The organism is Segatella copri (assembly GCF_019249795.2).
Classification (GTDB): domain Bacteria; phylum Bacteroidota; class Bacteroidia; order Bacteroidales; family Bacteroidaceae; genus Prevotella; species Prevotella copri_B.
The window spans coordinates 100,143-122,500 of the sequence record NZ_CP156893.1 but is presented as its reverse complement, the minus strand read 5'-3'; the positions used below and the strand labels follow the sequence as shown (position 1 = coordinate 122,500).

Sequence of the window (22,358 nt, the reverse complement as noted above, 5' to 3'; positions counted from 1 at the left end):
GCAGAGCGATACTGCAATGAGGAACAATTCTGGTGGGCTTAATCTGCAAGCCCCCTCCATGCACTCACTTTCAGCAATATAATTGCAAGCTGATCTCCATAACAGCTTGGCGGTCCCATCCCGCAAAAACCTGGCGAGGGCTTTGATGCCCCGCCAACCTTATAGCGTAGCGGTTCTGAGCACCGGAGGGCGGTTACATCCCTTGCCCTTTTGGAAAGGGCGAGGGCTTGGGAGTGGGTTAAGGACCCCCTCTTCGCAAGAGGGGGACAGGGGAGTCGAAAAATGTTATAGTGCTTAGCTGCTTATTACGAAGCATGCAATGCTGAAAGATTTCGCTTCACCATATCGATATCACCGTAGATCTCTACAAGTAATTGGTCAGAGTTGAAAAAACTCCCCCAAAATTTGGTGGTTTCACAGAAAACCCTTATCTTTGCTGCGAATTAAATATAGAAGTTATGGCACAGTTAACATTACAGATAGATAGTCCATCTTTGTTGGAGCAATTAAAGAATGTCCTCTCTCTTATGAGAGGCGTTAAAATAGTTTCAGACTCCCCAGTTTCAAGGAGTGCTGCTTTGGAAGATGTTCCAAACGCAGAAACTTTGGCAGCAATGAAAGAGGCTGAGAGTGGTCATGATGCGGGAGTAGTTCGAGTAGATAGCTTAGAAAGTTTCATGGCATCAATGGAGGAATAGGGTTTATGAAAGAAATTCGAAAGACCTCGCAGTTCAAGAAAGATTATAAGCGTTTTAAGAATGATAAAGAATTTGTAGAAACGCTTATGGGGATAGTTAAGCTTTTGGCAGAAGGCAATCAGATACCGGAAGAATATAATCCTCATTCTTTGAAAGGCAACTGGAAGAACTATATGGAATGCCATATAGAAAATGATACACTTTTGATTTGCTTTGATAAGAACAATAATGCAATAGAATTAGTTCGTTTAGGTTCGCATTCTGAATTATTTGGTAAAGGACGTAAGCGCTGATCTCCATAACAGTCAGGCGGTCCCATCCCGCAAACCTGGCGAAGACCGCTTTGGTCCGCCAACCTTAGAGCGTAGCGGTTCTGAGCACCGAGTAGGGCGGTTACATCCCTAATCCCTATGGTAGGGATTTAGGGCTTGGGTATAGGGTAAGGACCCCCTCTTCGCAAGAGGGGGACAGGGGAGTCGAAAAAATACAAGACTAAGATAATTATGAATAAAGAAGAAAGAAATACCTTTCGAAAGGAAATGTTAGGTAAGTTAGAAGAACAATGGGCTAAGAATAATCGCCCTGAAGACGATCTCTTCTATTACCACCCTTCTGAAGATAAAATAGTCTTATCTCATTCCCTATTCTGGGTAATGACCCAAAACATAAAAGGTAAGGTAGGAAAGGAAAAGTACTTATTGCTTCTCCGCCAATATCAGGAAGAGATGCTCGAAGCCTGGCTTACGGAATCGTCAGATTTCAAAGACCTCTTGCACTATTGCAATGTCATCTATTATAGTAGAATAATAGCATATGTCTAAAGATAATAACAACTTAACAATATTGTCAGGGCAATCAGTACTCTTGCCTTCTCAAAATGAAATTCAAAGGAGAATATATTCTATTCGTGGCGTGCAGGTGATGCTTGATCGTGACCTCGCCCAGCTCTACCAAGTTGAGACAAAAGTTCTTAATCAGGCAGTAAAGCGTAACATGAAGCGCTTTCCTGATTATTATATGTTTCGTTTGACAGAAGAGGAATGGAATAATTGGAAGTCACAATTTGTGACCTCCAATTATATGAGTGAAGATGAAATTCAGGCTATAAAGATGGGAGTCAGACGTCCTCCTTTTGCTTTTACTGAACAAGGTGTAAGCCAATTTTAGATTGTTATGTGAAAAGTCGATTTTCATACCTTTGAGCGTTCACATAATCGTTGGCTTATTATAGACGATATCGTTTATCATTTTGGTGCATCTCTAAAAGATTTAGGAAAGCGTTGGTTTTCTGTCGATATTGTAACAGAACATACAGCAGATGATTTTATTTCGCGCCTGTAAAAGGCAGAATGTTAAAAAATATCCCCATTCGAGTGGCGACAAGCGCAGAGCGATACTGTGGTGGGGAACAAAAATGGTGGTCTCAACCAGTAAGCCGCCCCCCATGCACCCCCAATCAGCAAGCTATAGCAAATTATAGCAAGTTATACCCAGGCGGTCCCATCCCGCACAATTTGGCGAGGGCTTTGATGCCCCGTCAACCTTATAGCGTAGCGGTTCTGAGCACCGGAGGGCGGTTACATCCCCGCTTCCTGAGGTTTCTGTCCCCTACAAGGGGAACCGAAGGGGTCGTAAAGACTATTGAGAGGGGCTTGGGGAGAAAGTGGAGCTCTCCTTGCAGGAGAGACGGAGAGGTAGAAAAAAGCCTTTATCAACAAGGAAGGACGGGATGATTTGCATGCAAAGCCATTTTGAAATCATGTGATGTAATCAGAATGAATACAACGAACAAAGGGGAACGACCAAAGACTGGTTGTTCCCCTTTGTTCGTTTAGAGGCAATTGTATCAGGTGTATCTGTCATCTCTGATTTTCCCATCAATTATCGGCTTGCGGTAATTGGTGGTGAGGAGGGACTGGAAGATGATGCCAACGCCAAGATACTGGCAGCCCTATAAGCCACAAAAAAGAATAAAAAGAGGGATTTTGTAAAATGAACCAAAATGAACCAATTTTCCAGAATCTTTACATGAGAGATACAGAAAAAGCGAAAACTTTCGTTCAATCAACGACTTAGGAAATTATGTACGAAAAGAATAGTAAAATAATGTTGATTTTCGTAGAATGATATTAATTTTTTAACACGCATAATTTGCTAGTTTCCAACAATTTTCGTATTTTTGCAAGGAGATTCTGTGTCTCTTATATCGAGATTCAGATGAACGTCATCAAAAAACGAACTTGATTCGCATGATGAAAGAGACAAATATACACTCACAGGTTACGTCCACTATTGCAGGGGACGACGGCGAAGCCATGGCAAAAAGTGAAGGATATGTAGCTGAAAATGGTTTTCATGTCCCTAATCCCATGTAATTATAACTCGAACAAAAAGGTGAATGTCAAGGCTGCCTAATAGGTAGCTTTGGCAATACCAATTAATAATATGCCTTTTTTGAAAAATGTTGGATGTGCTAACTGCTGAAAATCAGTAGTTACGTTCTAACGGTGATTTACGGTAATCTCAACGGTGTGAAATCACCTCGTGATAAAAAGGTCAAAGCTACAGTCATAGCAATTGTAGAGGAATTCTTCAATGCAATAAGGCGACGATGTTGTTTTTATGCTCTACAAGTGACGGCAAGCAATTGATGAGAGGATGGTTGTTCAAGAATTGGTTCGATACATATAAGTATCGTAATCGTTTTACAATGGTGACATCTACTTTGTTAGATGAGTATGGAATAGACAATGTGGCTTCTGTAATCATCAGAAATGACAATCCTAATCTTGGTAAAGTATTGGCAGAATTTGGAGAAACAATAGAAATGTTTAGCCATAAGCAAAGTCTCGGTTTATAAATACAATATTCCTCATTCGAGTGGCGACAAGCGCAGAGTGATACTGCAATGAGGAATAATACTATGGCGGGTTATTCCGCCCATCATAAGCAAAAGAAAAAATAGCGTTTTACGATTGTCACTTAACAATTAGGGTGTCCAGTTCTCTGTTCTTAAAAACAAGCTGGAAACATCCCTGTTAATTGTTAATATTACGCTCTGATATTTAACGTTTCATGTAACGAAATAGTTCTTTGAAAATTTGTGTATATCGTTGTTTTTTAGTATCTTTGTACATCATTACAAATACTTATAATCAATGAAAAAGTTAGATTCAAAACAGCATAAAGAGACCCCTGAGGAAGAGTTAAAGCGTCTTCGTAAAAGAGTTAAGCAACTTGAAGGCAAAGAAGTGAAGAATACAAACACTATCAAAGGTCTTCGGAAAGAACTCAAAAAAAAAGACGTTCAGAAAATAACTATGACCAACGAACAAAGAGCATTACTCTCGCACCTGTTCCCGGACATAGATTCCCTCTTGTAGTAATTCAACTTTGTGTTCTTATCTATATGCGTACTGGCTGTGGCCTTCGAACTGTAGTGAAGATCTTGGAGGTATTCTCTGAAGTACTTGGTAAGAACTTCGGAAAAAGTCCATGCTACAATACGGTGGAAAACTGGATAAAGAAGTTGGGACTGTCTGTTTATCAAGATGACCAGCCATGCAAAGGCAAAAAGTTTGCCATGGTTATGGATGAGAGCATCGCTATAAACGGTCAGAAACTACTTTTGGCTCTAGCCATTCCATCAGAGCATCAAGATCGACCTGTCAAACATGAAGATGTGACAGTTTTAAACATGACGGTAGGAGCAAACTTCAAGGGTGAAGATATCGAAAACAAGATAAGCGAAGTCACTATATCTGCAGGTTCAGAACCTCAATATGTGATTAGTGACAATGCCCATAACCTTGTAAGGGGTATCTTGGACTCTGGATATGTGCATTATGCGGACATCAGTCATTCTATGAGTGTGATTCTCAAAAAGGTGTATGAAAAACAGCCTGATTTTGTTGAGCTTACAACACTTTTAGGAAAGAAAAGACTGCAATACCATCTGACAAATAAAGCATATTTGCTACCACCGAACATGAGGACTATTGCTAGATTCATGAATATGTCTGAATGGGTAATCTGGGGCAACTCTATGCTTGCTTGTTACAACAAACTCCCAAAAGAAATGCAGGAAGCGTATGCTTTCATCAACGACTATGAATCTTTGTTGCAAGAACTCATGGATGCGTTGGATGCCATCAGGCATATAGAGCATATCTGTAAAAACAAAGGCTTTTCCTGCAAGACGAGTAAGGAGTGCCAGTCATACATAGTTGCTCATGTTATAGGAAATGCTTATCCTCGTCAAGCTCACCTTGGCTTGAAGATGCTGGAGTACTTCCGAAAGGAAGAAGCGCAACTTACTGAGGATATGAATATCTGCATCTCTTCAGACATCATTGAATCTACTTTTGGTATATACAAAAGCAAGAAGTCACCGAACAAGCTGTATGGCATAACTCCTTTTGCTCTAATGATACCATTATATCCAAAAGTCGTGAACGAATCCGTTACTAAAACATTTAATTTCAAAGAGCGCTTAGTGAATGTTAAACTTAAGGACATTGATGCTTGGACTACCGAGCACTTGTCCAAAAACTGGGTGACAGAACGAACCAAAACTCTCAAACAAGTGAGTTAATATTGGAACATAGAACTGGACACCCTACTTAACAATCCAAACAATCGTACTGCTTCTACATTTATAATACTCAATCAAATTATGATCAATTTAAGAATCACTGGTTTCTACAACAGAGGCCTGCAAGATGAGTACGTCGAATTGGAAGCAGCGGCACGTTGCGACTTCGAAGGTGTCCTCAAGAATATGCAGGAAAAGGGCGAGATAAGAACCGCCAAGCCATCGAAGAAGGTAAAGAAAGGCAAGAAGAGTAAGTAACGTACCGCTCACTTCCTTGCGCCGAAGGTGTGGGGAGGTACTTGAAATTTTCTCAAATAACAATTTTCATAAAACCGATAGGTGTTACTACTTGTATACAGTGGGACGCTGTAACAGTGATATACTTATAAATTAGTAAAAAGAATAAAATATGTCAGATAAATTATCTAAAGCAGAACTTCATGCGCAAAAAGCATGCGAGTTGGAAGCATTTAAATCCATCAAGTTAGATGCCTTGAAGGACAAAGTCACACAAATGCTCGCCCATATCGGTGATGGCAGAATTTTTGACCAATATACAAAGCATGATATATCCCACATCAACAAGATGTTGGAGTCATTGGATTATATCATTCCACAGGAAACCCAGGATAAGATGACTGGAGCAGACTGGATGCTCATTGTTACTGCTACTTATTTCCATGATTTAGGTATGCTCGTTACTCGCAATGAGTATGAAAACAGAAATTCATCTGGTGAATATAAGGTTTTTAGACAAGCATATCTTGACAAGGATGAAAATACAGTTTCTCTTTCCTCTTTATCTGCCGAGGATCAAGAACGCTTTATTTATCAAGAGTTCGTAAGACACCATCATGGAGACAGAATAGCCAGTTGGATAAGAAATGAAGATAATGCATGGTGCTATACAGACCCAAAGATATTGGAGATAATCGCATCTATGATTTCAGGCCTCCGTCCGATGTTCAAAGATGATTTGGCTACAATCTGTGAAAGTCATAATCTTGATGACTTGGACGATTTTGAAAAGTATAAGGTTGAAAAAGCCTATGGAACTTCGCCACAGGAAAAAGGAAATGTGTTTTATGCTGCATTGATAGTAAGAACAGCAGACTTGCTCCATATAACAAGCGACAGAACTCCTTCAATTGAGTATGCTATCATATCTCCAACTAATCCTATTAGTCAGGAAGAATGGGCCAAGCAAAATGCTGTGTCAAGTGTCTCTCCGAAAATTGCTGAAGACCAAGATGGAAACAAAAATGATGCATTACCAAAAGATACCTTTGAAGTGTCCGCATTCTTTGAAAAAGAAGACGGTTTCTTTTCTTTAATAGAGTATTTAAAGTATGCGCGTGAGGAGTTAAAGAACAACCATCGTCTAAATGAGATAGCCAAGAAAAAATATGCCTCTAAATATGATTATCCTTGGAAAGATATTGATGACTCGACTATTCAGGCAAAGAATTTTGAGCGTAGACAACTTTCGTTTACTATTGACCAACAGAAAATACTGAGTTTGTTGGTAGGCGAAACATTATATAATAATCTATCAGTATCTCTTAGAGAGTTGGCACAGAATGCTATTGATGCAGTCAAAGTAAAACTTTATGAATTACAGGAAGAGCATAAAGATGAAGAATATACCCCAAGGGTAGATGTTTATTGGGATGCATCGAATCGAGAACTTATGGTTTGTGACAATGGAACTGGCATGAATATGGATATTATAGAGAATCACTTGCTGAAAGTTGGATCTTCAAGGTATCAAGATGCTGAATTTCAGAAAAAACACCCAAACTATAATTCCATCAGCAGATTTGGCATCGGACTTCTCACATGTTTCTTGATAGCTGATGATGTTGATATTTTGACACAAATGGACGAAAAGGAGAAGCCTCTTCTTTTGAAAATAAGAAATGTCCATGGAAAGTATTTACTGAAGCATGGTGCGGAAAAAGATTCGAACTTGAAGATTACGAGTAAGACAGGAACTTCTATTAAATTAAAAGTGCGTCCGTCTGTCAAAAAGTTTGCTCCAGAACAAATTCTTGCCACATGGATTCTTATACCAAACTGTGAGTTCTACTATCATGAGGCTGGTGCGGACAGGCAGATTGGATATTTGTCACCAAAGCACTTGTTGGAATCTGTATTAAAGGCTAAGGGAATATCCTTGTCGGATACAAAGTATAAAATAAAAGATTATAATAATAATGGCATAGAATTAGCCATATTGCTGTCGTATAATTCCTTTATGAAGGAGTATTCAATGGTAGAAGCCAGCAATATGTGGCTAGATCAGAAAGATACTGTTGTAACTCCATGGGGAATGAGTATTGAAGGTATCAGAATCGATGAGAATACTCCTGGGTATAATGGCCATCCTTTTGTAGCCTATGCTAATATGACAGGCAAGGAGGCTCCAAAAACAAATGTGGCCCGCTCTAACGTAAATTCGTCCAGTGTGTCGAAAATGTTGGAAGCAATCTATGGATTATATCTCAATAATATAGAAACGCAGCAGAAAGACCTTCAAAAAGATTTTTCTGTGACATGGGTTGCCGAAGAAATGACTTGGCTCTTAAATGCCTTTTTGCTTCGTCAAGACCAATATAACAGGACAGACTTTTCTGATAGAGAAATATTGAAAGAAAAATTATCCGAATCTGAGATTCTTCTTATTGAAAAAGAAGATAAACGAAAATTTTGTTCTTTGAAAGATTTGGAATCTAATGGGCATTTTTGGACAATGGAGAGCGAGGCTTTTGCTGCAGCGAACAGACTGTTGAAAGAAATAAAGTCAACCGACAAGTCTGCAATTTCTTTATTAAAGACATTGTATGGAGAAGAACAGGCTCACCTGAAAGATATAGACATGCTTCTTTGCAAGCAGAGATATTATAATTTGATGGACGATTTAATCTTATCAAAATTTGAAATTGCCAAGATTAGTATTAATGAAGAACAACGTCGATTGGATTTGTATTGGTCTCTTAAAGGAAAAGAAGACAAATGGATTGTTGTTTATACGGATAAACATCAACGTAGATATGGAACGGGTAGAAATATGATGTTTGTTCAGACATCTACAGAACAACTCTTTGATGATAATTATGATGCAATAAGAAGTTCATATGGTTTAATTGTTCCCAAAAACAGTGGATTGTCCGATTTCTTTGTTGATTTGCTATCAAAGCTGAATCTTGAGGATGAAGATGACATTGCTATTCTGGAGAATGTAGCAAGTTTCATATCTGATATGTTCTCAAAATACAGAGAAGGTATAAATTATGATTGGAAAAAGCAAATTGCAAGAGAATTTGATCGTGCATCTAATCCAAGTTTTTATTCTTTTGTTTTTGGAAAGATCTCAGAAGATGATCTGGTTTCCGCTTGCTCTAATTGTAAGTTTAGACTTTATGATACCTCTAGATGGTACAGAGATAAGACACGAAATTAATTCTGTATACAATATTTTGGCAATCATTAATATACCGATGGTAGCAGATAAAGTAATGATTTCAGATAGAGCTTACAGCTAGCTAAAATCATCAGCTCCCAGGCGGTCCCATCCCGCACAATATGGCGTAGACCTTTGATGGTCCGCCAACCTTATAGCGTAGCGGTTCTGAGCACCGGAGGGCGGTTACATCCTCTCGTCCCTGAGGGAAGAGAGGCTTGGTGAGAAAGGTGGAGCCTTCCTTAACGGTAAGGAAGGACGAGTAGGTTTTCGATTTACCAGAATTTGGCATTTATGTTCGGGCTGTTGGAAAGTTGCAAATTGAACAAAGTGAACTTTGGTGAGTACATTGAGGATATCCTTACTCGCATACTTTGTGGCGAGGAGGTTGAGGCCTCGTTCCTGCCATGTGACTATGTTCGCCATTTTGAAGATGGTACGGATGCGGAGGTAACGAAAACATCCCAAGCCATCGCTTGATAGTTAAATTTTAGAAAATCAAAACTTTATTCAAAAATACAGGTACGGCTAACCCGCTGATAAATAGTGGGGACGCTGTATTAGTGGTTTACCAATCATGCAAATAAATCTCAAAGATATAGTTTTGGCGTTCCGCAAGTATTGCCCTGATCACCCTTTGAAGATGATTGCGGACAATTTCTTTGATGAAACAGGTAGTTTCAAAATGAATCTCATGGCAGAAGGTGCTTGGGCTATCAATTCTGTCTCAGCTATTGCACGGCCATTGCAGTTCCTAGCATTTCATAGCGAGAAAGCGTATAGAGATATGATAATCAATAAGGTTTCTGCTGCTGACAAAGAAACCTTTAACCTTCATAATCTCATCTCTGCATTCTGTGAACTGTCTGTTATGAACACCTTCATCTGTCGTAGTTCTGACCCAAAGTCATTTGTCTATGAAAATCGAGTTAGGGATGATTCTGATAAGAATGTTGAGTTTTCTATCAAGATGCAAGATTTTACGTTCAATGTGGAGGTGAAATCTGCAAACTTGGTGCAGGAAGACCAAGAAATTGCAAAATTGCTTAGAGAGAATCCTTCTGTTTTGATGATAGATGCTCGTATTCCTAATTATCAAGAGGTGGTAGATAAGGATCAGATGCCAGTCCGTGGCTGTCTTGACAACAAGATAAAGGACTTTCTTGTGGATGCTAATAAGAAATTTAGCAAGAGCAATGGGGAAAAAGAGGTCAATTTATTGGTCATTTGTTGGGATGACAGGATACATCAAGCTTTGATGGCGCTAAAGAGTCCCAAGGCGCAAGGATTGCTGACCGCCAACACTTATAGGCATGACAAACAAGGGAATCCTGAACTATATCCCAACATAGACTGTGTTGTAGTCAACAAGACCTATTCCTTGTTCAAAGAATATATTCTTGGCACTCTTTTTAGGAATTTTTCTCCTATATATCCAGTAGATCCATTCTTCATGTTATTTGGTGAAGGTTGCATCGTCGATCATAATCTCACTCAGGATAGGCATTTGATGCTAAACTCTATCATGCAACAAAATCTTATGATAGTTGATGAAACATTTGCAGATAGTTTGTCGCCTGTTAGCATTGCCACTATGAGCGACGGAGAGCCTAATACAATAAAATTTAGGAAGTACGAAATGTAATGATGAACAAAGTTTTAGATATGTCAACTCAATCATCAAATAACAACAAGCGAATAGCGAAGAATACGCTGTAGCTTTACTTCCGAATGCTCTTTATGATGGTGGTGTCGCTGTACACGAGCCGAGTCATACTGAATGCGTTGGGAGTGGAAGACTTTGGAATATTATAACTAAGAAAAAATAATTTCATGATGAATGATTTTAAGAATATAAAAGTAGCAGTAGCCGGTACCGGCTACGTCGGTCTGAGTATAGCAACGCTATTATCTCAGCACCATCATGTAACAGCAGTAGATGTAATCCCAGAGAAGGTGGAGAAACTCAACAATAAGATTTCTCCAATCCAGGACGATTACATCGAAAGGTATTGTTATATCGCCGCAGCTTGGGCAAGGAAATCCGATTGTATGAATGCAAGAACTGCGTAGTTCATGCAGCCGATGAAAGCAAGGTAGTAGTTCAAGGCTTGGATGGCTATATCGTAGCCGAGAAGAATGGACAACTGCTTGTTTGTTCTTTGAAAAAAGAACAGAGAATTAAAGAATTTGGAAAGTAATATATGTCAAATCAAACATCAGATAACAACAAGCGAATAGCAAAGAATACGCTTCTTCTTTACTTCCGTATGCTCTTTATGATGGCGGTGTCTCTGTTTACGAGCAGAGTTGTCTTGAATACATTGGGAGTAGAGGATTATGGTATATATAATGTGGTTGGAGGAATTGTTGCTATGTTCGGATTCATTAATGGATCCATGTCATCAGCTACACAACGATATATCACCTTTGCCTTGGGTAAAGGGGATAAGAATAGATTGCAGACCGTATTTAGTACTACACTTCAGATTCATACGCTGATAGCAGGTGTAATCGTGTTATTGGGAGAAACCATCGGCTTGTGGTTCTTATATAATAAAATGCAGATACCTGCTGATAGAATGGATGCAGCCTTTTGGGTATTGCAGTGCACTATCGTAGATGCAGTCTTTATGATTATAAGTGTACCCTATAATGCGGATATTGTCGCTCATGAGAAAATGTCGGCTTTTGCTTATATCTCCATTTTGGAGGTGGTATTAAAGTTGGCTATTGTCTATATGCTGTTAGTGTTCTCATTTGACAAGTTAGTCTTGTATGCTTTCCTGCTCTTGGCGATACAGATATTGATTCGATTTTGCTATAGTTATTATTGTAACAAGCATTTTGAAGAAACCAAATACAAGCACGTATGGGATAAAGCATTATTTAAGGAAATGACTGGTTTTGCCGGTTGGAGTATGTTTGGTAACTTGGCAGCTGTACTTTTCGGACAAGGCTTGAACATGCTGCTGAATGTTTTCTTCGGACCTGTTGTTAATGCTGCCCGTGGTATTGCGGTTCAGGTACAGAATGCTGTTCAGCAGTTTGTCGGCAACTTCCAAATGGCACTTAATCCTCAAATTACCAAAACATATGCACAGGGAGAAATGCAGGAAATGCACAAGTTGATGTATCGCAGTGCACGTTTCTCATTCTTTCTTCTCTTCTTCCTGTCTTTGCCAGTCCTTTTTGAAACCAAATTCATATTGACAGTGTGGCTGAAGATAGTGCCAGATAATACAGTTGTTTTCTTGCGCATTATGATATGTACGTCTTTGATTTATACCTTGTCTAATCCTCTGATTATAGCAAATCAGGCTACAGGTAAAGTGCGTAAGTATCAGGCGATTTGTGGAACAATATTATTGATGATATTACCTATTTCGTATATATCTCTCCGGTTGGGACTTCCTGCATATTCTGTATTCATAGTACACTTTTTGATGGAATCTTTGACGCAGGTTGTACGAATGTTCCTGCTTCGTCCTTTAATTGGAATTAGAATCAGAGATTATTTAAGATATATCTATTCACCAGTACTTTGGGTAATCGCAGTTTCGGTAATTCTTCCGGCTTTTGTCTATTTTAATATGGAAGATACGGTGATTAGATTTTTCATAGTTGGAATAGTATGTGTACTTTCAGTTTCATTAACAGCATATACGTTGGGCTTGTCAAGCAATGAACGAGTATTTGTTAAGGCTAAAGCTCTTGGTATGCTACATAAATTTTCAAAGTGATGATACATATAACAGATAAAAAAAATTGTTGTGGTTGTTCTGCTTGCGTACAGCGTTGTCCAAAACAATGCATTTCTCTTACTGAAGATGAAGAAGGCTTCCTCTATCCTTATGTAAATGAAGAGAGTTGCGTGGAATGTGGGTTGTGTGAGAAGATTTGTCCCATTCTTAATCCGCAAGAGGAGACTTTCCCTTTACAGGTAATTGCTGCAAAAAACACAAATACGGAGGAAAGACTTGGTAGTTCTTCGGGTGGATTATTCCTTCCATTAGCTAAAAGTATCATCAATGAAGGTGGTATTGTTTTCGGTGCTGATTATGATTCAAATTGGGAAGTGCATCATGTCGGCGTTGAAAATATATCAGGACTTTATGCTTTGATGATGAGCAAATATCTGCAGAGCAGAATAGAAAACACATATAAGGAAGCTGAAAAGTTTTTGAAATGCGGTCGAAAAGTGATGTTTGTTGGCACTCCTTGCCAAATAGCAGGTTTACATGGATTTCTCAGGCATAAGGTATATCCTAACTTACTGACTATAGATGTTGTTTGTCATGGAGCTCCTAGCCCAGGAGTTTGGAGACAATATCTAGCCGAGACTTATAGTGAAGAAGAATTTATCAAAAGCCGCCTGAAGGCGGCAGCTGGAAAAAATACCGTTTTGTATCAATCTCTAAATGCAAAGTCCCCCATAGGGGACATTAAATTTAGAGATAAGACGGTGAGTGGCTGGAAAAAATACCGTTTTGTCGTCCGATATACATTATGATAATGTATATATGAAGGGATTTCTTTCAAACCTCTATTTGAGGCCTTCCTGTCATGATTGCAAATGTAAAGATGGAAAGCATCATAGTGATATCTCCTTGGGAGATTTTTGGGGTATTGATAAATTTAATCCTTCATTCGATGATGATAAAGGTGTGAGTTTGGTTCTCATAAATACCCCTAAGGGTAAAGAGTTCTTGCAAAAGGTTAAAATGGAAAAGTGGGAATCGTCGTATGCTTTGGTTAGTAGGGCAAATGGTGGTTTCTCTCCTTATGCATGGTTGAATCCTAAACGCTCTTTATTCTTTAAATTGATTTGGCAGGGAGCGACTGTAAGACAAGCTGTAGCTATCTGTTTGCACATACCTCTGTATCGAAGGGTGATACGCAAGGCGAAGATGCTGACGAAGGCTGCCGTAAAGCAAGTCTTAGGCGATGCTGGCGTAAAGGCGGTAAAGAAAGCGTTGGGGAAATGATGTGAATAAACAAAGAAAAAATCCCAACCCATAAGCTTTTTAGGACTTATAAGCTGGGATGATTTTGAACACGAATAACTCGAATAGCACGAATTTCTGGGAACTGTTTGGGCTTTCTAGAGATGGAAGTCGATTTCCTTCAGCCATTCCTTGACATCGAAGCAAGGACAGCTCTTGCGAACCCAGGGAAGGTCACGATGACCTAGAATCTCGGCATCGGGATAGTCGAGGACGAGACTGTAGAGGAGATCTTCCAGAGATGCTTTCTGGGCTGGCGTGCGAGTGTCGGCAGGCTTCCTTTCTCGTCGAGCCCACCCTCGTAGCAGATTCCGATGCTATGGGCGTTGTAGTGGCGGGCGTGAGCACCCTCCTCGCTTTCTGGACGGCAGGGATAGACCACGCCATCCTTCGTAATGTAATAGTGGTAACCGATGGAGTGGAAACCACGGGCCTTGTGGCAGGCTTCTAAGGCTTCTACTGGGAAGTCCTGGTTAATACGTGTGGCACTGCAATGTACCACAATCAAATCGATTTTTCTTTGATTCTTCATTGGATTCTATGGATTTTAAAGGGTTAATAATTGTCTCCCACAGATTACACAGATTTTCACAGATTTTTAACTCCTTCGGAGTTTTTCCATTGAGGTTTGGTGATAACTGTTGCTTGCAACAAGATTATCTGTGTATATCCGTGAGATCTGTGGGAGAACTAAAATATCACTTGCAGCTCTGCACACAGAAGGAGCTGAGAACGGCAGTGAGGACGGTGATGACGAAGTTGATGACTTTCTGGATTGTTTCCTTTTTCATTGTTGTTAGTGATTAATGTTTAATTTTCCCACAGATTACACAGATTTTCACAGATTATAGACTCCTTCGGAGTTTTTTGCAGTGAGACCTGATGAGTATAAAACTGTTGCTTGCAACGAAGAATTATCTGTGTAAATCTGTGAGATCTGTGGGAGATAAAAGAGAGGAAGCGGGCAGGATGAGCAAGTATCCGTTCAGGGCGATGATTTGACAATGTTGAATGGTGAGTGATGAACTCATTCCTGATGGGGCCCTCGGATTACTCCGGACTGCATCCTGCCGATGCGCTTTCTCTTGTTTCAGATGCGAGGCGGGTAGGGCTACTCTAAGCCGTCGCTTCCTCCTTCTCCAGTGGTTCCGCTACCGCCCTGGTCGGTGTTGTCACCACCAGGGGTATCCTTTCCGGGATCCTTCCCGGGATCCGGAGTGGTATCCGGGGTGGTGCCATCACCTAACAGAGCAGAGGCCTTCTTCAGCGTAGCTCCGAGGTTGATGGTCTTGGCGCTGAACTCACCGGTGCCACGAGCACGGAGACGGAAACCTTCGATGTTCTTGGCGATGGTGAACTCCTTCTCTGAGGCGGCTCCCTCCTTGTTGCGGATGCCGATGGAGAAGATGGCGAGGTCGTCAATCTTCACAGCGAAACCTTGCAAGGTGAGTTCCTTGATGCACGATACCATATCGGTAATCATGCCCTTGATGGCTCCCTTAGAGAAAGGAGTGTTGTGGCTAGCCATGTGTTCGGCCAGGCCGTCGATACCTACCGTCTGAGTGATGACTGGATAGGCGTAATACTTGCCGTATGCCTCTGGCATCTTGGCGTTCTGATTTAGTTTTAGTACGTAAAGCAACATAAGTTTTTAAGTGTTAATGGTTAATGTTGAGTGGGCGCTGCGCAGTGCCTGATTCTTGAACACGAATCTCTCGAATCTCACGAAATTTTCTCCTCGCGGAGTTTTTGTTTTCCCACAGATTACACAGATTTTCACAGATTTTTGACTCCTCGCGGAGTCTTTGCTGTGAGCCTTAGTGAGTACCGTTGCTTGCAACGAAGAGAATCTGTGCAAATCTGTGAGATCTGTGGGAGACTCTTTCTGAATCACATGTAACCATCTACTTCTCCATATTGCCCGCTAAAAAATAAGTATTACCTTTGCTGCCGATTAAAAAATGGTAACAAATGGAAAATAAGAAGAAAGCAAAAGTTGATTACGCAGCCATCATTCGTGAGTTCGAGATGTATGGTCGTGGTCGTTCTCTCAAACAATTTTGTGATGACAGTAGTTATGTTTATCCTAATGTGCTTCGATACTATCGTAAGTGTTTTTGGAATAGCAAGTCTAAGTTGGCAGCTTCTCCTAATGGTGACAAGTCTCTTGTTCCCTTGGAGATTGAGTCGGCAGCAAGTGTCAACTCAGCTTCTTCAAGTGTGGACTCTTGCAAGCCAGAAGAACCGACCATGCCTGTGGCTGCTCCTTCTATCCCGACATACAGTATCGTCTCGATGCACATATCGTTCAGCAATGGGATGGAGTTGTCACTTTGCGAGACAAGTGTAAATGAGATTACAGCTTTGTTGCACAAAATAGTTGGCTGAAATGATATCCTTTACAAGTAGACAGAAGTACTATTTTTATTCTGGTCCTATGGATATGCGTAAGGATATCGATACGCTCACAGAAGTAGTTCGTAGCCAAATGGGGCTTGATCCTTATATCGAGGAATCGGTTTTTATATTTATGTCGAAGAATCTTCGTACAATGAAGATTCTCTATCGTGGTCGCCGCCGCTTTGAATTGACAAAAATCCGCTTGGATGATGAAAAATTCTTTTTGCCTGTATTCGACGAACAGCGTTCCTGCTACAAAATTTGCTGGAGCGACTTCGTTACGCTTACAGAGGGTGTTCAAGTCACTAAAATGCAGATAAAAGAAGATGTTGTTTGATGGCTCAACTATCTGATTATTAGTATTTTAGTTATAAAAAATATTCGAAAAAACTTGCATATGTCAGAAAAAAGTAGTACCTTTGTAGGCATGAATGACGAAATGAAGTTACGTTTTGCTTATGCTGAGATAGCTCGTCTCAAGGATGAGATGGCAACAGCGAATCGTGGGCAGGTAGATTTGATAGCTCACGATCAAGCCTTGCGTGCCGATTTCGAACGTCAGCGTGAGGAGGATCGCCAGTTCTTCAAGGCTCAGCAGGACAATATGAAGGATTTCTATATGCAGCAGATGAAGGAACAGGCTGAGCGCCATAAGGAGGAACTTAAGCATCTGCGAGAGGAGAACCTGGAAAATGTAAAGCGTATTATGAAGGATAGCGCCAACCACCAGAAGGCATCGGATAACTTGATAGCTTCCTTGAATGAGAAGATTACAAAGCTCACTTCGATGCTTGAAAAGTCTTCGCTCTCTGCATCGGAGGCACAATGGCTGGCCCGTTATCGCCAGCGCCAACGGTTCAAGCGTAATGCTGAGCAAAAGAATTTGCTGAAGTCTGGCAAAGAGGTTACGAGAGAAGAAGAAAAGTCTGATTGGCCTGAAGATTCCAATGATGACGTTCCATCTACTCCGTCTTCTGCATCAGGTGACCAGACTCCTGCAAAAAAGAAGAAAAAAGCATTGGACAAGCGTTCTACTCGCACAGATTATCAGAAGAACAAGCCATATACGACTGCTCCTATCTATCATATGCTTCATGAGTATTTTACCCTTCCTGAAGGAGGACACTTTGTGAAACGCGATGGGGAAGTGGAGACTTGGTGGTATCGTGAGTTGATTCGTATTCCTGAGCATTACGAAGAGCATTTCTACGAGGTGGCAAGCTATTATGTTCCTGGGCATGGAGGTGGAGTCACTCGTCCTAATACCCGCTTGATTAAAGGTGTTTCCTTTGACTTGGAACTGATAACTTATGTTCTTACCGAGCATTTCGCTTACAATACTCCATTTACGAGAATTGTAGAGAAGCTATCTCATATGGGATTGAATATGAACGAGAAAACCTTGGGAGTCATCGTACATAAGATAATCTCTTATATCCGCAAGGAAATGAAAGATGTCTGGGAGGCGACTATCAAGAAGACTCACAATTGGATGATTGATGAGACCTCAGGTCTTGTTGGTGTGAAGACAGATGAAGGTGTCCGTAAATACTTGAAGCGTTATTTTTGGGGAATCAAGGCTAATGTTCAGAAGCTCGTGTGGTTTATATACGAGCATGGGAGTCGTGGCCTCAAGGCAATCCGTCAGTTCTTGGACAACTTTATCGGCTTCTTTACTACTGACGGTTATGTAGTATATAAGGTGTATGACGATGATGAACTTCATCCTGATCAACATCGTTCAGCATGCCTGACACATATAAGGCGAAAGTTCGTAGAGTCCTTGGAAGAGAATCATTCCTTGTCTATGTGGTTTATCGATGAGATAGGTAGACTATTTGGAATCGAGCATGACTGCAAGAAGGCAGGTTTAACAGCCGACCAGGTTCTTGTGGAAAGGCTTCAAAGGAGCAAGCCTATCATGGACCGAATCAAAGAGAAGTTTGAGCGATTTGCTAGATCGAATTACAAAGGCTTGGGCGCTTTGACAAAGAAGGCTCTTAAATATATCAAGACTGAATGGTCGGCAATGCAAACCATTTTGCAGGATGGCAACCTTGAGTTGTCTAACAACCTGGCAGAACAAATGATGAGACACATCAAGCTGAATCTTAAAAACTGTCTGAACATCGGCAGTGAAGATTCTGCGCTTGACTATGCCTTCATGTTTTCTGTCATAGAAAGCTGTAATATGAACAAGTTATCTCCTGGGTGTTACATCAAGGAGCTAGTTAGTCGTCTTACTGCCAAGCCTGTTTGTACAGCAGAAAAAGTGGCACTTTTGCCTTGCTTTATGCAAAAATAAATGTTAAATCCAATCATTTTTTATTTTTAACATCTCTTGAATCGCCTTTACATAAAGGTGGTTCAGAGGGTGTATGGAAATATAGATGGTTACGAATCACATTGCAAAGATACAACATTTCATTTTCCCAACTCACCGATGCTCATTGTTGCTCACCGATACTCACCGATTATCACTGATAAATATCAGGGTTCTCCCAAATGGAAGAAAATATAGGATACTTGCAGAGGATTGAACTCCTTGCAGCTCTTGTTGTATCCACTCTTCAGCAGCTGCTCGTAGAGCTGGGTGCATCTTACAATCCATCTCATCAGATGGGCTCTTGCCACGTCCGGGTCGGAATCCGGAAAATAGAGCAGGGCTAACTCCTGCTTGGTGTAACTTCGTAAATCCATTTTCTTGTAATGTTGAATTTTCCCACAGATCTCACAGATTTTCACGGATTTTCGACTCCTTCGGAGTTATTTGCTATGAGGCATAGTGAGTACCTGTTGCTTGCAACAAGATTATCTGTGTAAATCTGTGAGATCTGTGGGAGACTAAAAAATAATATTGAATGTTGAATTTTTCCCACAGATTACACAGATTATCACAGATCTGCTTTACTGTGAGAGTTGATGTGTATAAGACCGTTGCTTGCAACGAGAGTATCTGTGTAAATCTGTGAGATCTGTGGGAGACTAAGATACCACCCGTAAGTATGATACTTAGCACTCGTAACCATGATACTTAGTGGTCGTAACCAAGATACTTAATCCTCCACGGTATCGTTAGGATCGATGAAGGCATCGTTGTTGATTTCGCTACCTTCCTTCTCTATCACAGCCCAGCCGTTGCCGTTCTTCTTGTGAATCTTCTTGAATCCAAGACGCTTCATCACGTTACCGATGTTCTGGTTGTTCAGGTTCTGGCGAAGGGCAGGGTTCACACCTATCCTCTCCAGTATCTCGGCACTGTAGCGGAACTTGATAAACTGTAGCGGCGTATCTGGCTCCGGCACCCGGTAGTAACGGAGTATCTGCTCCTCGGCATAGTTGGCTACCATGAAGAGGCGGTTGTGACTGCGCATCAGCTCGATGTCATCCCTTGTCAACCAGTATGTCCACTCCAGGGGCTCGCCCTTAGGATGGCTCATCACCTCCTGACCCAGTGCCACTGCCTCGGCAAACACGTGGTCGTAGTCTATCGGGTGCTCTATCGGACTCTCGATGCTCTTTACCAGCCAAGGACAGTAGCGGCGGTTCTCCTCGTCGGTGATGAACTGCTGGCTGTTGGTGGTGCCGCAGAGCGATCCACGGTGGGGCATCTCCGAACGGTACTTGTCGTAAGGTCGGCGGATGGAGAATGTCACCTTGGTCATGTTGCTCTTGAAGGCGCTCAGGTTCTTGCCGAATACCATCTCAAACTCGTCGAGACAGAGCAGAGCCTTGCTGCTGAAAGCCTCCATGAAGTCCTTGTCGGTATAGGCTCCCGTCGAGTCGTTGAGGAAGTACTGGCGCAACTGTGGGGGCAACAGCATGTGGAAGAACGTGGTCTTGAAGATGCCGCCCTTGCCCACGAAGATGAGTATCATCTGGTTCACCACCTTCAGCGTTACCCACGCCACTACCATCGCTACCAGCCACTTCTTGAAGAAATAGCGGAAGAGGCTCTGCGTATGCTCGTTGTCGGGCAGGTTCTCCACCTCGATGCGGTCGGCGAGCTGGTCGATGTAGTCGGGATCCTCTCCCTTCTTCCATTTCGGCAGACTGCGCAGGTAGTCGTCCAAGGGGTCGAACGGCTCGCTGAAGTCGCTGTTGATGATGTTGTGCAAGGTCTTCTCCGAGAGATGCAGTCCCGACTCGTCCATTTCGCTCCAGATGGAGTTCTCGATATTGTCGTCGATGCGTACCCAGTCAGGATACTTGCCGTCTAAAACGAAGCGGCTCTCCACCTCGTAAAATCCCGTCAGCACGTTCCGGCGGAACAGATAGTGGGTGAGTAGCCACTGCTTGATGCCCCTTACCGATGGCTTGGCGCTGCGCCCCTCGCCATGGCGATAGAAATGCCAGATACCAAACTTGTTCAGATGCTTGTAGCGAGACTTGATGACAGAAGCCGTATCTTCGTAGCTGGTGCCAAACTCACGGTCGGTGTAGGTCAGAACTTCTTCCTGCGGGATGCCATAGTAGATGCAGATGTCGGCAAAGTGCCATACGTACTCGTTGTGATGCTCAGGCTCGAACCGATAGCCCCACAGGTCGAGCAGTTCCTTGATATGGGAAGCCGCTTCCTCGATGGTAGGCGCACCCTTGTCGCTTGACTTCGCCTCCTCTTTCACCTTGCTGCTTCGCTTACCTCCCTTGGCGTTTCGCCTGGCAGAATACTTCGCCTGCAATGCCTTCTTCGTGTAGAGGGGGTTCAGATCCTTCGGTCCCAAGGCAAAAGGCTCGGCATCCCAACGGAAATAGGCATCCGGGTCGTAGGCAAGACCGGCGCATCGGGTGATGTCTACACACTGCTTGTCGGGAGCTATCCCCAGGAGCTGAGTGTAGTAAGCCATCGCCTTCTGCAGCACGGCATCGAAGAGTTCGAGCACACTGATGTCGTCGTCATCCACAGGACGGTAGGCACAGAATACTCTGAATCCCCTGCCGCTCACGGTGATATACTCAACCATCGTATGACTGTCGCCTCTCACCAGTTGGATAAGCTGCTCCATATCTTCCTTCTTCACATGGTCGAAGTCGAGTTGGAGCATGTAGGTAGGTTTGAGGAAGTCGGCAAGTTGTCTGCCGTAGCCGTTCATGAGTGCCGAAACCGTGATGGCAGGCATTTCAGGCTTGTACTGGTCGGCAAACTGCTTGCTGATGGCGAGGCGCTTGCGGTAAGTCTCAGTCATCATTCGTAGCTCAGGGCTAGAGGTAATCACGCTCTTGAGATACAACCAGTCGGCGAGTGGATGGCTCTCCGAAGATTTGATACAAGGGAAGTACGATGGCATCGTAGCTGTCCCATTCATACTGTTGTTAGGGTCTTTTTCCATTTTTTAAAATTATCAGTTGTTAATATACTAATCTGTTGTTTGCAACGTTCTCTAAGAAAGAGTGTGGGTGAACACTGGCGATGAAGTCGGTGAAGGGTGAACCCTGATGCCAACCTTTAGCGTTAATAATGTGTTAAAAACACTATATAACCCATTATAATAGAGACTCTTATATTTCTAGCATGCGCTGTATATACAAAGTTCTTTTTATTAGGGTTCACCCCGGAGCCGAAAAGGTGAATGCTTGGGGCAAGTGTTCACCCCGCTGTTCACCAATCGGTAACTTAAGATTGCTTCAGCCCTCGTTCTTGAAAGCTGCTGCGAATTTAAGAAAAAAGGTTGATACCGCCAAGAATCCTGTACCTACATATATAGGTACAAAAAGGCGATGGTTTTATAATAGCTTAACAAAAGATATTCAAATTTTTTAATATATTAAAAGATGACACGATTTACAAAAACCAAAAAGGCACTGCGCGCTTTGACGGATACCATCCTCGGCGGCAGTAGCAATGTGGTACGTACCTTAAAGGTGGCTGGCCACATGAATGAGAATTCAGTCAAGCATGTCTAAGAGGGTTATGCCAGTCATACCCAGTCCTACTGCCTTCTTCGTTCTTCGCTGAAGAAGCATCACTGCACCAAAGACCAGGTGATGCAGATAATGGACTATCTTGACAACATGGAAGAGGAGTATCACAAGTCATATCCCGACGATCCCTGCCCGATGGACGGTGGCTATAAGGCGAGCTTCGAAAGGTTTGTGATAGAATCCTTAAGAGCAGAGTGAGATTTACCACCTGAGACCGAATAGGTCTAAGAAATCTGTGTTATATAGTGGTGACGCTGTATTATTTTATGGCTTAA

The 22,358-nt window shown here is 41.9% G+C and carries 23 protein-coding genes and 5 pseudogenes; 23 read left to right on the top strand and 5 right to left on the bottom strand.

The window, feature by feature from the left end; genetic code table 11:
• Window positions 1-458 precede the first annotated feature (458 nt).
• From KUA48_RS15660 to KUA48_RS15575, 18 genes and pseudogenes are all read left to right on the top strand, one after another.
• Complete coding sequence (locus KUA48_RS15660; RefSeq protein ID WP_117695786.1) at window positions 459-698, top strand: hypothetical protein; 240 nt, start codon at window positions 459-461, stop codon at window positions 696-698.
• A gap of 5 nt (window positions 699-703) precedes the next feature.
• Window positions 704-991 carry a type II toxin-antitoxin system YafQ family toxin gene (locus tag KUA48_RS15655; RefSeq protein ID WP_218433775.1) on the top strand — a complete coding sequence of 96 codons (288 nt, stop codon included), beginning with the start codon at window positions 704-706 and terminating at the stop codon, window positions 989-991.
• 210 nt (window positions 992-1,201) lie between these two features.
• Window positions 1,202-1,519, top strand: coding sequence for a hypothetical protein (locus KUA48_RS15650; RefSeq protein ID WP_153073611.1), 318 nt, complete (start codon window positions 1,202-1,204; stop codon window positions 1,517-1,519).
• A gap of 100 nt (window positions 1,520-1,619) precedes the next feature.
• Window positions 1,620-1,856, top strand: a pseudogene (locus KUA48_RS15645) (ORF6N domain-containing protein); the annotation flags it as partial.
• 655 nt (window positions 1,857-2,511) lie between these two features.
• Window positions 2,512-2,655, top strand: coding sequence for a hypothetical protein (locus tag KUA48_RS15640; RefSeq protein ID WP_218433773.1), 144 nt, complete (start codon window positions 2,512-2,514; stop codon window positions 2,653-2,655).
• Between the two features lie 630 nt (window positions 2,656-3,285).
• Window positions 3,286-3,558 (top strand): DUF6169 family protein, encoded by a 273-nt coding sequence (locus tag KUA48_RS15635; protein ID WP_367397158.1) that lies wholly within the window; start codon window positions 3,286-3,288, stop codon window positions 3,556-3,558.
• Window positions 3,559-3,856: 298 nt separating this feature from the next.
• On the top strand, window positions 3,857-4,081 hold the full coding sequence (locus KUA48_RS15630; protein ID WP_117588242.1) for a hypothetical protein: 225 nt from the start codon (window positions 3,857-3,859) through the stop codon (window positions 4,079-4,081).
• 56 nt (window positions 4,082-4,137) lie between these two features.
• On the top strand, window positions 4,138-5,292 hold the full coding sequence (locus KUA48_RS15625) for a hypothetical protein (protein WP_334649376.1): 1,155 nt from the start codon (window positions 4,138-4,140) through the stop codon (window positions 5,290-5,292).
• Window positions 5,293-5,373: 81 nt separating this feature from the next.
• Window positions 5,374-5,550: a hypothetical protein gene (locus KUA48_RS15620; protein ID WP_218433746.1), complete on the top strand. Its 177-nt coding sequence runs from the start codon at window positions 5,374-5,376 to the stop codon at window positions 5,548-5,550.
• A gap of 151 nt (window positions 5,551-5,701) precedes the next feature.
• Complete coding sequence (locus KUA48_RS15615; protein WP_218433744.1) at window positions 5,702-8,755, top strand: ATP-binding protein; 3,054 nt, start codon at window positions 5,702-5,704, stop codon at window positions 8,753-8,755.
• Between the two features lie 321 nt (window positions 8,756-9,076).
• The gene (locus tag KUA48_RS15610; protein WP_218433742.1) at window positions 9,077-9,235 is read left to right on the top strand and encodes a hypothetical protein; all 159 of its coding nucleotides are present in this window, start codon (window positions 9,077-9,079) and stop codon (window positions 9,233-9,235) included.
• Between the two features lie 97 nt (window positions 9,236-9,332).
• A complete protein-coding gene (locus tag KUA48_RS15605) occupies window positions 9,333-10,400 on the top strand; it encodes a hypothetical protein (protein WP_218433740.1) in 1,068 nt (355 codons plus the stop codon).
• 191 nt (window positions 10,401-10,591) lie between these two features.
• A pseudogene (locus tag KUA48_RS15600) lies at window positions 10,592-10,768 on the top strand (NAD-binding protein); the annotation flags it as partial.
• A gap of 17 nt (window positions 10,769-10,785) precedes the next feature.
• A pseudogene (locus KUA48_RS15595) lies at window positions 10,786-10,956 on the top strand (mannose-1-phosphate guanylyltransferase); the annotation flags it as partial.
• Between the two features lie 3 nt (window positions 10,957-10,959).
• Window positions 10,960-12,498, top strand: a complete 1,539-nt coding sequence (locus KUA48_RS15590) for an MATE family efflux transporter (protein ID WP_218433738.1) — start codon at window positions 10,960-10,962, stop codon at window positions 12,496-12,498.
• Entirely contained in the window at window positions 12,498-13,268 is a 771-nt protein-coding gene (locus tag KUA48_RS15585; RefSeq protein WP_256624519.1) for a Coenzyme F420 hydrogenase/dehydrogenase, beta subunit C-terminal domain, read from the top strand. Before KUA48_RS15590 ends, KUA48_RS15585 begins: the two co-directional genes overlap by 1 nt.
• A gap of 10 nt (window positions 13,269-13,278) precedes the next feature.
• Window positions 13,279-13,425: pseudogene (locus KUA48_RS15580) on the top strand (F420H(2):quinone oxidoreductase); the annotation flags it as partial.
• A 54-nt stretch (window positions 13,426-13,479) separates the two neighbouring features.
• Window positions 13,480-13,743, top strand: coding sequence for a hypothetical protein (locus KUA48_RS15575; protein ID WP_256624520.1), 264 nt, complete (start codon window positions 13,480-13,482; stop codon window positions 13,741-13,743).
• Between the two features lie 116 nt (window positions 13,744-13,859).
• On the opposite strand, the pseudogene KUA48_RS15570 reads toward KUA48_RS15575, so the two are convergent.
• The 3 genes and pseudogenes from KUA48_RS15570 to KUA48_RS15560 form a co-directional block, all read right to left on the bottom strand.
• Window positions 13,860-14,293, bottom strand: a pseudogene (locus KUA48_RS15570) (N-acetylmuramoyl-L-alanine amidase).
• 166 nt (window positions 14,294-14,459) lie between these two features.
• Window positions 14,460-14,552: a smalltalk protein gene (locus KUA48_RS15565; RefSeq protein ID WP_153073602.1), complete on the bottom strand. Its 93-nt coding sequence runs from the start codon at window positions 14,550-14,552 to the stop codon at window positions 14,460-14,462.
• Window positions 14,553-14,872: 320 nt separating this feature from the next.
• A complete protein-coding gene (locus KUA48_RS15560; RefSeq protein WP_218433737.1) occupies window positions 14,873-15,406 on the bottom strand; it encodes a DNA-binding protein in 534 nt (177 codons plus the stop codon).
• A 326-nt stretch (window positions 15,407-15,732) separates the two neighbouring features.
• On the opposite strand from KUA48_RS15560, the gene KUA48_RS15555 reads away from it, so the two are divergent.
• From KUA48_RS15555 to KUA48_RS15545, 3 genes are read left to right on the top strand one after another with little or no spacing between them, the layout of a single operon-like run.
• The gene (locus KUA48_RS15555; RefSeq protein ID WP_119230129.1) at window positions 15,733-16,149 is read left to right on the top strand and encodes a hypothetical protein; all 417 of its coding nucleotides are present in this window, start codon (window positions 15,733-15,735) and stop codon (window positions 16,147-16,149) included.
• A 1-nt stretch (window position 16,150) separates the two neighbouring features.
• The gene (tnpB, locus tag KUA48_RS15550) at window positions 16,151-16,498 is read left to right on the top strand and encodes an IS66 family insertion sequence element accessory protein TnpB (protein ID WP_256624524.1); all 348 of its coding nucleotides are present in this window, start codon (window positions 16,151-16,153) and stop codon (window positions 16,496-16,498) included.
• A 60-nt stretch (window positions 16,499-16,558) separates the two neighbouring features.
• Window positions 16,559-18,466: an IS66 family transposase gene (locus KUA48_RS15545; RefSeq protein ID WP_218433790.1), complete on the top strand. Its 1,908-nt coding sequence runs from the start codon at window positions 16,559-16,561 to the stop codon at window positions 18,464-18,466.
• Between the two features lie 185 nt (window positions 18,467-18,651).
• Here KUA48_RS15545 and KUA48_RS15540 read toward each other — a convergent pair whose 3' ends face one another.
• Together KUA48_RS15540 and KUA48_RS15535 are read right to left on the bottom strand one after the other, a co-directional pair.
• A complete protein-coding gene (locus tag KUA48_RS15540; RefSeq protein WP_082231238.1) occupies window positions 18,652-18,861 on the bottom strand; it encodes a DUF4248 domain-containing protein in 210 nt (69 codons plus the stop codon).
• 356 nt (window positions 18,862-19,217) lie between these two features.
• Entirely contained in the window at window positions 19,218-21,491 is a 2,274-nt protein-coding gene (locus tag KUA48_RS15535; protein WP_218433656.1) for a VapE domain-containing protein, read from the bottom strand.
• Window positions 21,492-21,933: 442 nt separating this feature from the next.
• On the opposite strand from KUA48_RS15535, the gene KUA48_RS15530 reads away from it, so the two are divergent.
• Entirely contained in the window at window positions 21,934-22,065 is a 132-nt protein-coding gene (locus KUA48_RS15530) for a hypothetical protein (protein WP_256615098.1), read from the top strand.
• Between the two features lie 78 nt (window positions 22,066-22,143).
• Window positions 22,144-22,281 carry a hypothetical protein gene (locus tag KUA48_RS15525; protein WP_153073599.1) on the top strand — a complete coding sequence of 46 codons (138 nt, stop codon included), beginning with the start codon at window positions 22,144-22,146 and terminating at the stop codon, window positions 22,279-22,281.
• The last annotated feature ends 77 nt before the right edge of the window (window positions 22,282-22,358 follow it).

Excerpts from the sequence above, each read along its gene's own strand:
- KUA48_RS15660 (WP_117695786.1), top strand. The coding sequence starts at position 459 with ATGGCACAGTTAACATTACAGATAGATAGTCCATCTTTGTTGGAGCAA.
- KUA48_RS15655 (WP_218433775.1), top strand. The coding sequence starts at position 704 with ATGAAAGAAATTCGAAAGACCTCGCAGTTCAAGAAAGATTATAAGCGT.
- KUA48_RS15650 (WP_153073611.1), top strand. The coding sequence starts at position 1,202 with ATGAATAAAGAAGAAAGAAATACCTTTCGAAAGGAAATGTTAGGTAAG.
- KUA48_RS15630 (WP_117588242.1), top strand. The coding sequence starts at position 3,857 with ATGAAAAAGTTAGATTCAAAACAGCATAAAGAGACCCCTGAGGAAGAG.
- KUA48_RS15620 (WP_218433746.1), top strand. The coding sequence starts at position 5,374 with ATGATCAATTTAAGAATCACTGGTTTCTACAACAGAGGCCTGCAAGAT.
- KUA48_RS15615 (WP_218433744.1), top strand. The coding sequence starts at position 5,702 with ATGTCAGATAAATTATCTAAAGCAGAACTTCATGCGCAAAAAGCATGC.
- KUA48_RS15605 (WP_218433740.1), top strand. The coding sequence starts at position 9,333 with ATGCAAATAAATCTCAAAGATATAGTTTTGGCGTTCCGCAAGTATTGC.
- KUA48_RS15590 (WP_218433738.1), top strand. The coding sequence starts at position 10,960 with ATGTCAAATCAAACATCAGATAACAACAAGCGAATAGCAAAGAATACG.
- KUA48_RS15585 (WP_256624519.1), top strand. The coding sequence starts at position 12,498 with ATGATACATATAACAGATAAAAAAAATTGTTGTGGTTGTTCTGCTTGC.
- KUA48_RS15575 (WP_256624520.1), top strand. The coding sequence starts at position 13,480 with ATGGAAAAGTGGGAATCGTCGTATGCTTTGGTTAGTAGGGCAAATGGT.
- KUA48_RS15565 (WP_153073602.1), bottom strand. The coding sequence starts at position 14,552 with ATGAAAAAGGAAACAATCCAGAAAGTCATCAACTTCGTCATCACCGTC.
- KUA48_RS15560 (WP_218433737.1), bottom strand. The coding sequence starts at position 15,406 with ATGTTGCTTTACGTACTAAAACTAAATCAGAACGCCAAGATGCCAGAG.
- KUA48_RS15555 (WP_119230129.1), top strand. The coding sequence starts at position 15,733 with ATGGAAAATAAGAAGAAAGCAAAAGTTGATTACGCAGCCATCATTCGT.
- tnpB (WP_256624524.1), top strand. The coding sequence starts at position 16,151 with ATGATATCCTTTACAAGTAGACAGAAGTACTATTTTTATTCTGGTCCT.
- KUA48_RS15545 (WP_218433790.1), top strand. The coding sequence starts at position 16,559 with ATGTCAGAAAAAAGTAGTACCTTTGTAGGCATGAATGACGAAATGAAG.
- KUA48_RS15540 (WP_082231238.1), bottom strand. The coding sequence starts at position 18,861 with ATGGATTTACGAAGTTACACCAAGCAGGAGTTAGCCCTGCTCTATTTT.
- KUA48_RS15535 (WP_218433656.1), bottom strand. The coding sequence starts at position 21,491 with ATGGAAAAAGACCCTAACAACAGTATGAATGGGACAGCTACGATGCCA.
- KUA48_RS15530 (WP_256615098.1), top strand. The coding sequence starts at position 21,934 with ATGACACGATTTACAAAAACCAAAAAGGCACTGCGCGCTTTGACGGAT.